At 73.8% G+C, this 13,914-nt stretch carries 16 protein-coding genes; 4 read left to right on the top strand and 12 right to left on the bottom strand.

All coding sequences use genetic code 11. The features are described from left to right. Positions 1-11: 11 nt before the first annotated feature. The 5 genes from LPA42_RS25060 to LPA42_RS25040 are packed head-to-tail and all read right to left on the bottom strand — an operon-like array spanning position 12 to position 4,987. Positions 12-803, bottom strand: a complete 792-nt coding sequence (locus tag LPA42_RS25060; protein ID WP_077937425.1) for an ABC transporter ATP-binding protein — start codon at positions 801-803, stop codon at positions 12-14. After that, a complete protein-coding gene (locus tag LPA42_RS34575; protein WP_043964476.1) occupies positions 800-1,687 on the bottom strand; it encodes an ABC transporter permease in 888 nt (295 codons plus the stop codon). The genes LPA42_RS25060 and LPA42_RS34575 overlap by 4 nt, the downstream gene beginning before the upstream one ends. A 5-nt stretch (positions 1,688-1,692) precedes the next feature. Then, positions 1,693-2,616, bottom strand: a complete 924-nt coding sequence (locus tag LPA42_RS25050; protein WP_077937424.1) for an ABC transporter permease — start codon at positions 2,614-2,616, stop codon at positions 1,693-1,695. Beyond that, entirely contained in the window at positions 2,613-3,458 is an 846-nt protein-coding gene (locus LPA42_RS25045; RefSeq protein ID WP_077937423.1) for an ABC transporter ATP-binding protein, read from the bottom strand. Before LPA42_RS25045 ends, LPA42_RS25050 begins: the two co-directional genes overlap by 4 nt. A gap of 2 nt (positions 3,459-3,460) precedes the next feature. Beyond that, positions 3,461-4,987: an ABC transporter substrate-binding protein gene (locus tag LPA42_RS25040; protein ID WP_077937422.1), complete on the bottom strand. Its 1,527-nt coding sequence runs from the start codon at positions 4,985-4,987 to the stop codon at positions 3,461-3,463. A 189-nt stretch (positions 4,988-5,176) separates the two neighbouring features. Between LPA42_RS25040 and LPA42_RS25035 the strand changes: the two genes are divergently transcribed. Genes LPA42_RS25035 through LPA42_RS25025 form a run of 3 tightly spaced genes read left to right on the top strand, consistent with a single transcriptional unit; the run spans position 5,177 to position 7,241 of the window. Further along, entirely contained in the window at positions 5,177-5,914 is a 738-nt protein-coding gene (locus LPA42_RS25035) for an enoyl-CoA hydratase/isomerase family protein (protein ID WP_158229408.1), read from the top strand. Continuing rightward, the gene (locus LPA42_RS25030) at positions 5,911-6,729 is read left to right on the top strand and encodes a VOC family protein (protein WP_077937420.1); all 819 of its coding nucleotides are present in this window, start codon (positions 5,911-5,913) and stop codon (positions 6,727-6,729) included. Before LPA42_RS25035 ends, LPA42_RS25030 begins: the two co-directional genes overlap by 4 nt. Beyond that, on the top strand, positions 6,726-7,241 hold the full coding sequence (locus LPA42_RS25025; RefSeq protein WP_043963085.1) for a flavin reductase family protein: 516 nt from the start codon (positions 6,726-6,728) through the stop codon (positions 7,239-7,241). The genes LPA42_RS25030 and LPA42_RS25025 overlap by 4 nt, the downstream gene beginning before the upstream one ends. A 99-nt stretch (positions 7,242-7,340) precedes the next feature. Here LPA42_RS25025 and LPA42_RS25020 read toward each other — a convergent pair whose 3' ends face one another. The 5 genes from LPA42_RS25020 to LPA42_RS25000 all read right to left on the bottom strand — a co-directional run bounded on the left by LPA42_RS25020 (position 7,341) and on the right by LPA42_RS25000 (position 11,119). Continuing rightward, positions 7,341-7,829: a MaoC family dehydratase gene (locus LPA42_RS25020; protein ID WP_077937419.1), complete on the bottom strand. Its 489-nt coding sequence runs from the start codon at positions 7,827-7,829 to the stop codon at positions 7,341-7,343. A 71-nt stretch (positions 7,830-7,900) separates the two neighbouring features. Next, the gene (locus tag LPA42_RS25015) at positions 7,901-8,641 is read right to left on the bottom strand and encodes an enoyl-CoA hydratase/isomerase family protein (RefSeq protein ID WP_077937418.1); all 741 of its coding nucleotides are present in this window, start codon (positions 8,639-8,641) and stop codon (positions 7,901-7,903) included. Then, positions 8,638-9,594, bottom strand: a complete 957-nt coding sequence (locus LPA42_RS25010) for a zinc-binding dehydrogenase (RefSeq protein WP_077937417.1) — start codon at positions 9,592-9,594, stop codon at positions 8,638-8,640. Before LPA42_RS25010 ends, LPA42_RS25015 begins: the two co-directional genes overlap by 4 nt. Then, positions 9,591-10,301, bottom strand: coding sequence for a nitroreductase family protein (locus tag LPA42_RS25005; protein WP_077937416.1), 711 nt, complete (start codon positions 10,299-10,301; stop codon positions 9,591-9,593). Before LPA42_RS25005 ends, LPA42_RS25010 begins: the two co-directional genes overlap by 4 nt. Further along, positions 10,298-11,119: a nuclear transport factor 2 family protein gene (locus LPA42_RS25000; protein WP_144082621.1), complete on the bottom strand. Its 822-nt coding sequence runs from the start codon at positions 11,117-11,119 to the stop codon at positions 10,298-10,300. Before LPA42_RS25000 ends, LPA42_RS25005 begins: the two co-directional genes overlap by 4 nt. 122 nt (positions 11,120-11,241) lie before the next feature. Between LPA42_RS25000 and LPA42_RS24995 the strand changes: the two genes are divergently transcribed. Further along, positions 11,242-12,390, top strand: coding sequence for an acyl-CoA dehydrogenase family protein (locus tag LPA42_RS24995; RefSeq protein WP_077937459.1), 1,149 nt, complete (start codon positions 11,242-11,244; stop codon positions 12,388-12,390). A 27-nt stretch (positions 12,391-12,417) separates the two neighbouring features. Here LPA42_RS24995 and LPA42_RS24990 read toward each other — a convergent pair whose 3' ends face one another. Both LPA42_RS24990 and LPA42_RS24985 read right to left on the bottom strand, forming a co-directional pair. Further along, a complete protein-coding gene (locus tag LPA42_RS24990) occupies positions 12,418-13,056 on the bottom strand; it encodes a TetR/AcrR family transcriptional regulator (protein ID WP_043963079.1) in 639 nt (212 codons plus the stop codon). 98 nt (positions 13,057-13,154) lie between these two features. After that, on the bottom strand, positions 13,155-13,889 hold the full coding sequence (locus LPA42_RS24985; protein WP_077937414.1) for an SDR family oxidoreductase: 735 nt from the start codon (positions 13,887-13,889) through the stop codon (positions 13,155-13,157). Positions 13,890-13,914: the final 25 nt, after the last annotated feature.

The raw sequence follows: 13,914 nt of genomic DNA, 5'->3' as shown, positions 1-13,914 counted from the left end.
GCGGTTCTCCTTCAGGTCCACGAGGGGATGGCGGCGAGGAGCCGTCGGGTGTAGTCCTGCTGCGGCTGGTCCAGCACGCTCGCGGCGTCGCCGGCCTCGACGACCCGCCCGCCGCTCATCACCGTGATCCGGTCGCAGAGGTCGCTGGCCAGCATGAGGTCGTGGGTGACGAACAGCAGGCCGATGCCGAGCTCGTCGACGAGGGTGCGGAACAGGCCGACGACCTTGGTCTGGGTCGTGACGTCGAGGGCGGTGGTGCACTCGTCGGCGATCACCAGGGCGGGGCGGGTGACGACGGCGAGCGCGATGGCGACCCGCTGGCGCAGGCCGCCGGAGAGCTGGTGGGGGTAGCTGTCGAGGACGCGGGCCGGGTCGGCGATGCGCATCTGCTCCAGCACCTCCAGCGAGCGGCGGCGCACCTCGGCCCGGGTGATGTCGCGGACGTGCCGGCGCAGCACCTCGGCGAGCTGGGTGCGGACCCGCATCAGCGGGTTCAGCGACCGCGACGCGTCCTGGAAGACCATGCCGACGGCGCTGCCGCGCACCCGGTCGGTGCGGTCGACGCCGGGGGCCACCACCACGTCGCCGGCCAGCGTGACGGAGCCGTGCTCGACGCGGACGTTGCGGTCGAGCAGCCCGACGACGCAGCGGGCGAGGGTGGTCTTGCCGCTGCCGGACTCCCCGACGACGCCGACGATCTGGCCCCGGCGGATCTCCAGGTCGACGTCGTCGAGCAGGCGCAGGTCGCCGCCGGCGAGCCGGGCGGTGACGGCGAGGCCGTCGGCCTTCAGCAGTGCGCTCATCGGCGCGCCTTCCGGGGGTCGTGGTGGGTGAGCAGCGCGTCGCCGAGCAGGTTCACCAGCAGCACCAGCAGCGTGATGGCGAGCCCGGGGAAGAAGGCGATCCACCACGCCTGGCTCAGCTCGTCCTGGCCGGACGCCAGCATCGAGCCCCAGCTGTTCATCGGCGGCACCACGCCCAGGCCGAGGAAGCTCAGCGCGCTCTCGACCAGGATGGCCGTGCCGACCTGGAGGGTGCCGAGCGCGACGGTCGTGCCGGCCAGGTTGGGCAGGATGTGCCGGAAGACGATGCGGGGTTCCGACGCGCCGGCCGCGCGCAGGCCGAACACGAACTGCCGCTCCCGGATCGCCATGGTCGCCGAGCGGGTGACGCGGGCGCAGACGGCCCAGCCGGTGAGCGCCAGCACGAGGAACAGCACCGGCAGCGAGCTGCCCCGGTTCGCGATGATCGCGAGGGCGACGAGGATGAACGGCAGGGCGAGCTGGGCGTCGATGAGCACCGAGATGACCCGGTCGACCCAGCCCCGGAAGTAGCCGGCGAGCACGCCGAGCAGCGTGCCGGGGCCGATGGCGACGAGCGCGCCGACCAGGCCGATGACGATCGTCAGGCGGCCGGCCGTGACGAACTGGGTGAGCACGTCCTGGCCGAGCTTGTCGGTGCCGAGGGGGTGCGCCCAGGTGCCGCCGGGCAGGAAGGCCGGCGGCTGCCGGGTCGCGGCCAGGTCCTGGCCGGCCGCCGGGAGCAGCCCGGTCAGCGGCAGCACGAACACCCCGACGGAGACGACGGCCAGCGGCAGGGACAGCCAGAACACGGAGGTACGCGCGCGCCGGCCGGGCCGCCGGGGCGGCGTCCCCGCGGCGGTCGGGTCGAGTTCGAGTTGGCTCACGCCGGTCACCTCACCCTCGGGTCGACGATCGAGTGCAGGACGTCGACGACCAGGTTGAGCAGGACGAAGACCAGCGCGCCGAAGACGACGATCGCCTGCACGAGCGGGAAGTCGCGGAACTGGATGGCCTGGAGCGCGAGCTGCCCGAGGCCCGGCCAGGAGTAGACGTACTCGACGGCGACGGCGCCCGAGAGCAGGATGCCGGTCTGCAGCACGACGATCGTCAGGATCGGCATCATGGCGTTGGCGAACGCGTGCCGCCACACGACCCGGCGGTTGCCGAGCCCCCGGGCGCGGGCGGAGTCGATGTAGGGCTCGGCGAGGGCCTCGCTCATCGAGGCGCGGGTGAGCCGGGCGATGTGCGCCATCGGGTAGACCGACATGGTGAGGGCGGGCAGGATCAGGTGCTTCGGGGTGCCCGACTGCCCGGCGGGCAGCCAGCCGAGCTTCACGGCGAACAGCACCACGAGCATCATGCCGAACCAGAAGACGGGCACGGACTGCCCGAGCAGGGCGACGGTGGAGGCGGCCCGGTCCCACCAGGTGCCCTCGCGGGTCGCGGCGAGCACGCCGAGGGGCACGCCGACGCACACGGCGAGGCCCATGCCGGCGGCGACCAGTTGCAGCGTGTACGGCAGCCGGTCGGCGATCATCGACGTGTTGGACTGGTAGAACTGCAGCGACTGGCCGAGGTCGCCGGTGAGGACGCCCCGCAGGTAGTCGAAGTACTGCACGACCAGCGGCAGGTCGAGGCCCAGCTCGTGGCGCAGCGCCTCGCGCTGCTCCGGCGGCGCCAGCGGCCCGAGGATGGTGGCGGTGGGGTCGCCGGAGAGGCGGCCCAGCAGGAACGCGAGGCTGAGGGCGATCAGCAGCGACGCGAACAGGGACGCGAGCCGGCTGCCGACCCGGCGGACGGTGCTGGCCTTCATCGGCGGGACCTCCAGCGCGCTCCGGGCATGGCCGCGAGCAGCTCGCGGGTGTAGTCGTTCTCGGGGGTGACGAAGACCTGCTCGCAGGGTCCCGACTCGACGACCCGGCCGCGGTACATGACGTGCACGACGTCGCAGAGCGAGCGGACGACGGCGAGGTCGTGGCTGATCATCAGCAGCGCCGCGCCGGTGGTGGCGCGGATCTGCCGGAGCAGGGCCAGCACGTCGGCCTGGACGGAGACGTCGAGGCCGGAGGTCGGCTCGTCGGCGACGATGAGTCGCGGGCGCATGAGCAGCGCGCGGGCGATGCAGACCCGCTGGGCCTGGCCCCCGGAGAGCTGGTGCGGGTAGCGGTCGAGCAGCTCGGGGGCGAGCCGGACGCTGCCGAGCAGCTCGGCGTCGCCGATCCAGGAGGTGCGCTCGGGTTGCAGGGCGCGCAGTTCCCGCAGCCCGGACCGCACGGACTGCCGGGGGTCGAGGGAGCCGTGCGGGTCCTGGAAGACGACCTGCACCTCGGGCCGCAGCCGGCGCAGCCGCGTACGACTGATCTTCGACAGGGAGTGGCCGAGCAGCCGGATGTCGCCCCCGCCGCGCGGGCCCAGCGCGGTGGCGGCCATCGCGAGCGTCGTCTTGCCGGAGCCGGACTCGCCGACGACGGCGACGCTCTCGCCGGCGTCGATGCGCAGCGACACGTGGTCCACGGCGCGGAAGACCTGGCCGGTGCCGCGGTCGCGGTGCTCGACGACGAGGTCGTCGACCACCAGCACGGGGGTGTCCGTCTCCGGGGTGCGGGGGTGCCGGGCGGCCTCGCCCGACACCCCCTTGCGCACTGCCTCGGTCATCGTCAGCGGGTCGTCTTCGTGAAGTCCACGGTGTTCAGGGGGCCGAACACCACGCCGGAGACGCCAGGGGCGGTCGCGTAGTTGAACACCTGCCGGTACAGCGGCACGTAGCAGTGCTTGTCCACCACGCCGATGGTGTTGAGCTGGTCGTAGATCGGGGCGGCCTGCTCGGCGCCGTCCTGTTCCAGCGCCTGCTGGGCGAGTTCGTCGATCTTCGGGTCCGGGCAGTTGCCGGTGATCGACTTCGTCTTCAGGAAGCCGCTGACGAAGTAGTCCGGCACGGCGACGTTCGGCACCCCGGCGAAGATGGAGATGCCGGGCACCTGGCGGCCGATGATCCGCTTGACGAGCGTGCCGTAGTCGAGCGGCACGTACGTCACCTTGAAGCCGGCCTGTTCGAGGCTGCCGCCGACGGCCTGGGCGACCTCCTCGATGTTGGTGTACTGGGCCGCCGGGTAGCTGATCTGCACGGTCGGGGCGGCGGAGCCGACGAGTTCCTTCGCCCGGGCGGCGTCGGCGGTCACGCTGCGCGACGGCTGCTGGCCCGGCTTGACGTTGAGCAGCCCGGCGTCGGCGACGGCCTGGCCGTCGAAGATGCCCTTGACGATCGCGTCTCGGTCGATGGCCAGGGCGGCGGCCTCGCGCAGCTTCGGGTCGTCGAAGGGCGCCTTCGTCGAGTCGAGGAACGCGATGATCTTCATGGCGGTCTCGGTGCTGACCACGTCGACGCCGGCGCTCTTGGCCGCGCTCGCCTGCGCGGGCGGCAGGTCGAAGGAGATGTCGACGCTCTTGCTCTGGATCAGCGCGAGGCGCTGCGCGGCCTCGTTGGCCCAGGTGAAGGTGACGCCGTCGTTGGTGGCCTTCGTGCCCCAGTAGTCGGGGTTCTTCTTGACCGAGATGTCGCGGCCGGCGTTCGCGCCCGCCCACACGTACGGGCCGGTGCCGACGGGTGCGGCGGCGAAGCCCTCCGACCCCTTCTCCTGGTAGTACTTCGGCGGCACCAGGTAGACCGTGGTGAGCAGGTCGGGGATGTTGTACTGCGGGGTCTTCGTCTTGACCACGACGGTGGTGGCGTCGGGCGCCTCGATCGCGGTGACGTTGGTGAAGTAGGACTTGAGCTGGGAGGCGGCGGCGTCGCGGGTGAGCGTGATGGTGTTCGCCACGGCCGCGGCGTCGGCCTTCTCGCCGTTGCTGAAGGCGATGTCGGGCCGGACCTTGAAGGTCCAGGTCGTCGCGTCGGTGCGCGTCCAGCTCGTGACCAGGCCCGTGTCGGTCGGGGCGAGGTCCTTGTCGGTGTTGATCAGGGGCTCCAGCATCGTCGCCCAGACGATCTGGGCGGAGCGCGCGCCGACGATCGGGTCGAGGGTCGCCGGCTGGGCGGCGAGCAGCGCCCGGATGGTGGCCGAGCCGGACGACCGGGCGTCATCGGAGTCGGACCCGCCGCACGCGGTGAGGCTGGCGCTCGCGACGGCAAGGGCGGCGGCCACGGCGAGGGGCCGCCGGGAGCGCAGGAATTTCGTGATCATCATGGGCGTCCTTCAGAGGCGATGGACCCGTCATGTCTCGGCCTGGGCCGGCGGTGACGTTCGCCACAAAGTACCGACCAGCCGGTATCAAGTCAACGGGTCGAGCGGGTATCTCGTCCGTGACGTTCGTGTGTCAAAGGGCCGCCCGCCAGGGGCGTTGTATTCATACCGACCGGTATGTATGATGCGGCGGTGACCATCACCCTCACCCATGGGCACGACGGACGCGTGGCGCACGTCCGCTACGACAACGCCGCGCGCGGCAACTGCGTCGACGACGCCGCGCTACGGGAACTCGTCGACACCATGACGTCCGCCGCCGCCGACGAGACCTGCGTGGTGATCCGCCTCGACATGGCCGGGCGGCACTTCTGCGGCGGCTGGGACACCTCGTCCTTCGCCGGGCTGGCCGGCGCGACCCGCGAGGCGGTCTCCGCCCGGCTGCGCGGCAGCGACGCGGCGCTGGAGGAGATCCGGCGGCTCCCGGTGCCCGTCGTCGCCGCCGTCCGGGGCCACGTCATCGGGTTCGGCGCGGGCCTGCTCGACGCCGTGCACCTGCCGGTCGCCGCCGCCGACGCCCGGCTGTCGCTGCCGGAGGCCCGCTTCGGCTTCGCGCCCGCCGGGGTCGGCCACACGATCGCCCGGGCCCTGCCCCGGGCGCACGCCTACCACCTGCTGACCGGCGCGGCGACCGCCACCGCCGCCCAGCTGCACGCGTGGGGCCTGGTCGCCCGGGTAGTCCCCGACGCCCACCTCGACCGCGAGGTCGACGACCTCGTCGACTCGCTGCTCGCGCTGCCGCGGGGCACCCTGCGGGCGGTGGTCGAGGTCGTCGAATCGAGCCTGGCCACCGGCGCCCCCGACCACGCGTACGACGTGTCGGCGCGCACGATCGTGGCCGGCCTCGCCGCGCGGGCGGTGTCCGGGTGAGCCGGCCGTTCCGGCCCGGCGAGGCCGTCTGGGTGGAGCTGTGCACCCCGCATCCCGAGCGGGCCGAGGCCTTCTACGGCGCCCTGCTCGGCTGGACGGTCCGCGCGGAGCGGCTGGGCGCCACCACCTACCGCATGTGCGGCGTCGCCGGGCGTGACGTCGCCGGCATCTCCGACGCCGCCGCCCTGCACGGTGGCCGTCCCCGGGGCTGGCTCACCTACTTCGCCGTCGACGACGTCGCGGCGTCGGCGCGGCAGGCGGTCGCGCTCGGCGGGGAACTGGTCACACCCCCGCGCTACCTGCCCGCAGCCGGCACCGGCGCGGCGGTCGTCGACCCCTTCGGCGCGGCCTTCGGCCTCTACCAGGGCGAGTCGCGCGCCGGCGTCCAGGCCCTCAACTCGGTCGGCGCGCTGTGCTGGAACGAGCTGGACACCGGCGAGCCCGCGCGGGCGGTGGCCTACTACCGGGCCCTGTTCGGCTACACCAGCCGCCAGCGCGGCGACGCGCCGACGGCCCGGCCGTACACGCTGCTGATGCTCGACGACGTCCCGGTGGCCGGCGTCCTCGAACTGGACAACGAGTGGCCCAACCTCATCCCGTCGAAGTGGATCACCTACTTCGCCGTCGCCGACCTCGACGACGCGCTGGCCCGGGTCGCCGCCCTGGGCGGCACCCCGACCGTCGGGCCGGTCGACAGCCCGCACGGACGCCTGCACCTGATCAAGGACCCCGGCGGACACACGCTGTGCCTCATCCAGCTCGAAGGCGGGCTGCGCCCCGCGCCCGACTCCTGCGACCCGGCGGTGACCCGATGATGGCCGAGCCCCTGTTCGACTCCGCCGAGTTCCGCCAGGTGTGCGGGCACTTCCCCACCGGCGTGACCGCCGTGACCGCCGTGACCGGCGCGGGCGAGGTCGCCGCGCTGACCGTGAACTCGTTCACCTCGGTCTCGCTGCGGCCGCCGAAGGTGCTGTTCTGCGTCACCAGCCACTCGTCGAGCTTCCCGGTCCTGATGGCGGCCGACCGCATCGCGATCCACATCCTCAGCCAGAACCAGGAGGACGTGGCCCGGCGGTTCGCCACCTCCGGCCTGTCCGGCGCGCAGCGGCTCGACGGGGTGTCCTGGGTGCCCGGCCCCGACGCCGTCCCGCTGCTGCCCGGCACGCCGGCGATCCTCGCCGGCCGCCGCGACGAGGTGATCACCAGCGGCGACCACGTGATCGTCCTGCTGGACGTCGACCACGTGCACCTGAAGCCGACGGGCGTGCCCGCGCTGTCGTTCTACCGGGGCCGGTTCGTCGCCCCGTCGGACGCCGCGCCGGAGTGAGCGCGTCGGATTGAACGCGCCGGCGCGACCGACCGGCGTGCCCGCGCCGGCGCGACCCGTCGGGTCGCGCCGGCGCGGCGGTCGCCCGCAGCAGCGGACTCAGCCGTGGTAGCGGAACAGGATCTCCGCCACGCAGCAGGGCTGCGACCGGTCGGCGAACTCCACGACCACCGACGCCTTGGCCTGCACGCCGCCGGGCGAGCCGTCCTGCGCCGCCGGGATCGGCCGGGCCGAGACGAGGGTCGCCGTGCCCTGGATCTCGACGCCCGGCGGCAGCGGCCGCACGAAGCGGACCCGGTCCAGGCCGTAGTTGACCCCCATCGAGTGCTCCCGCACCTCGAGGATGTCCGCGAGCAGGAGCGGGACGAGCGCCAGGGTCAGGAACCCGTGCACGACCGTCGTGCCGAACGGCCCCGAGCGCGCCCGTTCGACGTCGACGTGGATCCACTGGTGGTCGCCGGTGACGTCGGCGAACCGGTCGATCTGCTCCTGGGTCACCACCCGGGGCTCGCTCGCGCCCAGGTCCTGGCCGACGAGGTCGAGCAGGTCGCCCGGGGTGTTCACGATCGTCTTCTTCGCGGTGCGCATGGGTCGCTCCGTTCCAGCGTGTCGGTCGAGGGGTGCGGCGGGACAGGGCTGTGGCGGGACAGGGCCGTGGACTAGGCCGGGGGCCCTGGCGGGCCGGCGGGGCCCGCCGCCTGGTCCGCGACGTGCGCGACGAGGGTCTCCCACTCCCTCGCCCAGGCCGCGTCGGCGACGGCGGGCCGGGCGAGGCCCAGCATCCGGCGGACCGCCGTCTCGTCGCGGGCCGCGATGGTGGCCACCAGCGCGTCGACGTGCGGCACGAGGTCGGCGTCGGCGACGGCCTCGCTGACCAGGCCCCGGCGGGCGGCCTCGTCGGCCGTCCACGTCTCGCCGGTGACGAGCAGCCGGCGGGCCAGCGCCGGGCCGACGGCGAGCGGCAGCAGGACGCTGGAGCCCCAGCCGGGGACCTGGCCGACGGCGAGGTGCCGGTCGCCGAGGCGGGCGCTGCCGGCGGCGACGGCGACGTCGCAGGCCAGCAGCAGTTCGAGCCCGCCGCCGAAGGCCGCCCCGTTGACCGCGGCGACCGTGGGCACCGGGGCCGAGCCGATCGCGCGCACGAGGCGGCGGCCCCGGTCGAGGAAGGCCCGCAGCGCGGGCTGGTCGCCGAGCAGGCCGGTGGCCTCCGCGAGGTCCGCGCCGGCGCAGAAGCTCCGGCCGGTCCCGGTGAGCACGAGCGCCCGTACGCCGGGATCGCCCGCACCGGCGAGCCACCGTTCGAGGCCGGCGAGCACCGTGCTGTCGCACGCGTTGCCCGCGCCCGGGCGGTCGATGCGGGCCCAGAGGGCGGGCCCGCGCCGGGTGACGACGACGGTCATGCCAGGCTCACGCAGAGCTTGCCGAACGCGGTGCCGGCGAGCATCCGGGCGGCCTGGGTGCGGACGTCGGCGAGGTCGACGACGCTGTCGACGGCGGGCCGGATGCCGTGGGTGTCGACGTAGTCGACGAGGGCCCGGAACTCGTCGAGGGAGCCCATGGTCGACCCGTGGACGGTGATCTCCCGGGCGAACAGGCGCGGCAGGTCCAGCTGGGCGGTGAAGCCGCTCGTGCAGCCGCACACGACGATGACGCCGCCGGCCCTGGTCGAGCGCACCGAGTGCGCGAAGGTGGCGGGGCCGACGGTCTCGACGACGACGTCGGCGAGCTCCGGCACCCGTTCGCCGACGTCCAGGGCGACGGCCGCGCCGAGGGCGAGCGCCCGCTCGCGCTTGGCCGGGGAGCGGGAGGTGACGACGACGGTGGCGCCGGCCGCCACGGCGAGGCCGACGGCGGCGGTCGCGACGCCCCCGCCCGCGCCCTGCACGAGCACGACCCGCCCGGGCCCGACCGTGGCCTTGGTGAACAGCATCCGGTACGCGGTCAGCCAGGCCGTGGGCAGGCACGCGGCCTCGGCCCAGCTCAGGGCGGCGGGCTTGGGCACGAGGTGGCCCGCCGGCACGACGGCGCGCTCGGCGAGGAGACCGTGGCCGGCGTCGGGCAGCAGCGTCGCGTGGGTGACGGTGCGGCCGTCGGGCGCGGTGGGCAGCACCGGGTAGACGACGACGTCCCGGCCGTCGGCCACCCCGGCGGCGTCGCTGCCGATGACGTGGGGCCCGCCGTGGGGGCGGCCGGCGACGCCGCGCAGCGTCCAGATGTCGTGCATGTTGAGCGCGCCGGCCCGGACGTCGACGCCCACCCAGCCGGGGGGCGGCTGCGGGTCGGCGAGGTCGCCGACGCGGAGGGCCTCGACGGGACGGTCGGCGCAGGGCTCGACGACGTGGGCGGCCCTCATGCCGGCGCCGATCCCGCCGGCTCGACGGGTCCGTTCCAGAACGCCACGTCCGCCAGGTCGGCGCGGGCGGCGGGGCGGAAGTCGACGCCCCGGGTGTAGGCGACGGGGAGCAGGGTGATCGGCCGCCACTCGGCCGGCAGGCCGAGCACCGCCTGGACGCCGCTGGCCTTGTGGGCCAGGGCGGTGGCCAGCACCGAGCCGAGGCCCCGGGAGCGCAGCGCGAGCTGGAAGGACCAGGCGAACGGGAAGATCGAGCCGTAGTATCCCGACGCGGTGCCGCCGACCGGCCGCTGCGGCAGCGGCTTGGTGCTGCACAGGACGACCAGGACCGGCACCCGGTCGAGGTGGTCGACCAGGTACTTCACCGCGCGCAGGACCCGGGCCTGCCGTGCCTGGGCCTGCGGGTCGGCGCGGACGGTCGGCGACAGGCGGGTGGTGGTCGCCGCCTCGCCGCTGGCCAGGGGGCGTTCGACCGTCTGGTGCCAGACCTCGGTGTAGAGCCCGGACAGCTTCCGTTTGAGGGTGGGGTCGTCGACGGCGACGATGCGCCAGTCCTCGAGGTTGGAGCCCATCGGCGCCTGCTGCGCGAGTCGGAGGCACTCCTCGACGACGGCGCGGGCGACCGGCCGGTCGAAGTCCATCCGGCGGCGCACCGCGCGGGTGGTCGTCAGCACCTCGTCGATGTCGGTGATCACTCTGGCGCTCATCCGGGTTCCTCTCCCGTGCGGCGGCCGACCTCCGCGTCGAAGCCCATCAGGTCGGCGATGTGCAGGGTGTCGCAGTACTCCCGGACCTCGCCGATGCCGTCGGCCCGGACGTCGACGATCCACAGGTAGCGGTTCTGGTAACGGGCCCCGTCGGCGAGGACGGCGTCGCCTACCGCCTCGACGGCGACCAGGGTGTCGTCGGCGATCCAGCGGCGTGGGGTCACCGTGACGGCGGGCGACCGGTGGCCGCCGAACGTGTCAAGGTCGCCCCGGGCCAGCGCCGCCAGGGCCGTCGCCACGGCCGGCGGTGGGTCGCCTGGGTCGGGCGCGTCGCCGGCCACCGGGTGGTCGAGGCTGCTTCGGGGTACGGGCGCACCGCCGCCCACCACCTGCTGGGCGTGGGCGGTGTCGAGGTACTCGCGGACCGCGACGATGGCACCGGTGGCGTCGACGTCGAAGACGAACCCGTACCGGTTGGCGTACTCGACGCCGCTGGCGTGCACGCCGTGCCCCTCGACCTCGATGACGCACGTGTCGTCACCGGCGACGACGCGGCGCGGGATCTGCCGGCAACCGGTCGGGAACGCGGTGGGGCCGAGCCGGCGCATCAGCGCGAGCTTGTCGTCCATCCGCATGACGCCGTGCAGCGGGAACCGGCCGCTTCCGTGGGGGGACAGTTGCGGGTCGCCGCCGCGGCGGTCCGGGCCGGTGTCGACCCACCAGGTCGCGCCGGTGGCGCAGAGGCGGGCGAGGCCGCCGAGGCTTCCCCGGTCGAGCGCGGAGATGAAGTCCATCCCCGCCCGTACGGCGCGTGTCACCCGACCCCCTACATACCGACTGGAAGGTATCTACCACGCCCGGCCAGGCAACTCAAGGGGCAGAGTTCATACCGACCGGATGGTATTCTGTCGCGACAGGCTGTCCGACGAGGGGGTTCGTGGTGTTCGAGGCGTACCAGTTGCCCGAGGAGCACGCGGAGGTGCGGGCGGCCGTCCGCGCGGTGTGCGACGCCAAGGTCGCGCCCCACGCGGCCGAGGCCGACGAGACCGGCCAGTTCCCGCAGTCCTCCTACGACGCGCTGCGCGCCGCCGACTTCCACGCCCCGCACGTACCCGCCGCATACGGCGGCGCCGGGGCCGACGCCCTCGCCACCGCGATCGTCATCGAGGAGGTCGCCCGCGCCTGCGCCTGTTCCTCCCTCGTCCCGGCCGGCAACAAGCTGGGCACCATGCCGCTGCTGCTGGCCGCCGACGAGCAGCTCAAGCAGCGCTACCTCCCGCCGGTGGCCCGGGGCGAGGCCATGTTCTCCTACTGCCTGTCCGAGCCGGAGGCCGGCAGCGACGCGGCGAGCATGCGCACCCGCGCGGAGCGCGACGGCGACACCTGGGTGCTCAACGGGGTCAAGCGGTGGATCACCAACGCCGGGCTGAGCGAGTTCTACACGGTGTTCGCCGTCACCGACCCGACCGCGCGCTCCCGGGGCATCTCCGCGTTCGTGGTGGAGCGCACCGACCCCGGGATCAGCTTCGGCGCGCCCGAGCGGAAGCTCGGCATCAAGGGCTCGCCGACCCGCGAGGTCTACTTCGACGACTGCCGCATCCCGGCCGACCGGATCATCGGCGCGCCGGGCACCGGCTTCGCCACCGCGATGCGGACGCTGGACCACACCCGGGTCACCATCGCCGCCCAGGCCCTCGGCATCGCGCAGGGCGCGCTCGACCACGCGCTGGCCTACGTGCGCCAGCGCCGGCAGTTCGGCAGGGCGGTCGCCGACTTCCAGGGCGTCCAGTTCATGCTCGCCGACATGGGCATGAACCTGGAGGCGGCCCGCCAGTTGACGTACGCCGCCGCCGGCCGGTCCGAACGCGGCGAGCCGGACCTGACCTACTTCGGCGCGGCGGCGAAGTGCTTCGCCTCCGACGTGGCCATGCGGGTCACCACCGACGCGGTGCAGCTGCTCGGCGGCTACGGCTACACCCGGGACTTCCCGCTGGAGCGGATGATGCGCGACGCCAAGATCACCCAGATCTACGAGGGGACCAACCAGGTCCAGCGCATCGTGATGGCCCGCCAGCTCCTCGGCGGCTGAGACGGCCGGCGGCTCCCCGGCCGGCGGTCAGGCGTAGAGGCCCTCCAGCACCATCGCGCTGAACTGGCGCGCCACCTCGTCGACGCTGAGCGGGCCGCCGACGTTGAGCCACTGGTACGCCCAGGCGCACATGCCGACCAGCCCGAACGTGGCGATGCGCGGGTCGACGTCGGAGCGGAACGCCCCCCGGGCGACGCCGTCGGCGATCATCCCGGCGAAGGCCGACTCCACCAGGCCCCGCTTGCGGGTCACCTCGGCGAACAGGTCGGCGGTGAGGTTGCGCCGCTCCTGGTAGAAGATCGTCACGTGCGCCCGGTATTCGGCGACGCTGGTCAGGCTGAACCGGATCAGCTCGGCCACCCGCACCTTCGGGTCGTCGCTGCCGGCCTCGATCTTCGCGATCGCGGCGAGCTGCGCCTCCAGGTACTCCTCCTGGATGTGGCGCAGCAGGTCGTCCTTGCTCTCGAAGTGGTGGTAGAAGGCACCCTTGGTGAGCTTGGCCCGGTCGGCGATCTCCTGCACCGACGTGCGGTCGAAGCCGCGCTTCTCGAACAGCTCCAGCGCGCTGGCGATCAGCGACTTGCGGGTGTTCTCCGGGTCGTAGCCGTCGGGCCACCGCTGCCGGCGACGGGTCGACTCCGGCCGGTTGGACGTGGCACGCGCCATTGGTGGCCTCCTATCCCCTGCACAGCCCCACAATGCTACCGTCCGGTCGGAAGGAATGGGGTACGCGGCCCGGGGCGGTTCGCGCCGCGCCCCGTCGGTCAGGCCGCGCCCCCGTTGACGTACACCACCTGGCCGTTGATCCAGCGGGCCGGGCCGGCCAGGAACGCCACCACCTCGGCGGTGTCGGCCGGGTCGCCGAGCCGCCCCATCGGCGACATCGCCGCCATCGCCGCGATCGTCTGCTCGTCCTTGCCCGCCAGGAACAGGTCCGTGCCGGTGGCGCCCGGCGCGACCGCGTTCACCGTGACGTCACGCCCGCGAAGCTCCCGGGCCAGGATCAACGTGATCGCGTCCACCGCCGCCTTGCTGGAGGCGTACGCGGCGTAGCCGGGCATGGACAACCGGGGCGTCGTGCTGGAGATGTTGACCAGCGCGCCGCCGGGCCGGATCCGGCGGGCCGCCTGCTGGTCGACCACGAACGTGCCGCGCACGTTGACGCGGTGCACGCGGTCCAGCTCCGCCAGATCCAGCTCGGTCACCGGGGCGTGCGACGCCACCCCGGCCGAGTGCACGACGACGTCGATCCCCCCGTACGTCCGCTCGGCCACGTCGAACAGCTCCGCCACGGCCACCTCGTCGGCGACGTCGGCCGGCACCGCGACGGCGTCCCCGCCGGCGGCGACGATCGCCGCCACGACCTGCTCCGCCGCGGACTTGCCGGTGGCGAAGTTGACCACCACCGCGAAGCCGTCCGCCGCCAGCCGCTGCGCGACCTGCCGGCCGATGCCCTGGGAACCGCCGGTCACGATGGCGACACGCTGCGGGACGGTCATGACGATTCTCCTGGTCCTCGCGGGG

Origin of the sequence: Micromonospora sp. DH13 (genome assembly GCF_020873825.1) — a bacterium.
Lineage (GTDB): Bacteria > Actinomycetota > Actinomycetes > Mycobacteriales > Micromonosporaceae > Micromonospora > Micromonospora haikouensis.
The sequence above is the reverse complement of the archived record's forward strand: the minus strand, read 5'-3'. Positions and strand labels throughout refer to the sequence as shown.

Coding starts and splice junctions, on each gene's coding strand:
- LPA42_RS25060 (WP_077937425.1), bottom strand. CDS start 803: ATGAGCGCACTGCTGAAGGCCGACGGCCTCGCCGTCACCGCCCGGCTC.
- LPA42_RS25050 (WP_077937424.1), bottom strand. CDS start 2,616: ATGAAGGCCAGCACCGTCCGCCGGGTCGGCAGCCGGCTCGCGTCCCTG.
- LPA42_RS25045 (WP_077937423.1), bottom strand. CDS start 3,458: ATGACCGAGGCAGTGCGCAAGGGGGTGTCGGGCGAGGCCGCCCGGCAC.
- LPA42_RS25040 (WP_077937422.1), bottom strand. CDS start 4,987: ATGATGATCACGAAATTCCTGCGCTCCCGGCGGCCCCTCGCCGTGGCC.
- LPA42_RS25025 (WP_043963085.1), top strand. CDS start 6,726: ATGATGGCCGAGCCCCTGTTCGACTCCGCCGAGTTCCGCCAGGTGTGC.
- LPA42_RS25020 (WP_077937419.1), bottom strand. CDS start 7,829: ATGCGCACCGCGAAGAAGACGATCGTGAACACCCCGGGCGACCTGCTC.
- LPA42_RS25015 (WP_077937418.1), bottom strand. CDS start 8,641: ATGACCGTCGTCGTCACCCGGCGCGGGCCCGCCCTCTGGGCCCGCATC.
- LPA42_RS25010 (WP_077937417.1), bottom strand. CDS start 9,594: ATGAGGGCCGCCCACGTCGTCGAGCCCTGCGCCGACCGTCCCGTCGAG.
- LPA42_RS25005 (WP_077937416.1), bottom strand. CDS start 10,301: ATGAGCGCCAGAGTGATCACCGACATCGACGAGGTGCTGACGACCACC.
- LPA42_RS24990 (WP_043963079.1), bottom strand. CDS start 13,056: ATGGCGCGTGCCACGTCCAACCGGCCGGAGTCGACCCGTCGCCGGCAG.
- LPA42_RS24985 (WP_077937414.1), bottom strand. CDS start 13,889: ATGACCGTCCCGCAGCGTGTCGCCATCGTGACCGGCGGTTCCCAGGGC.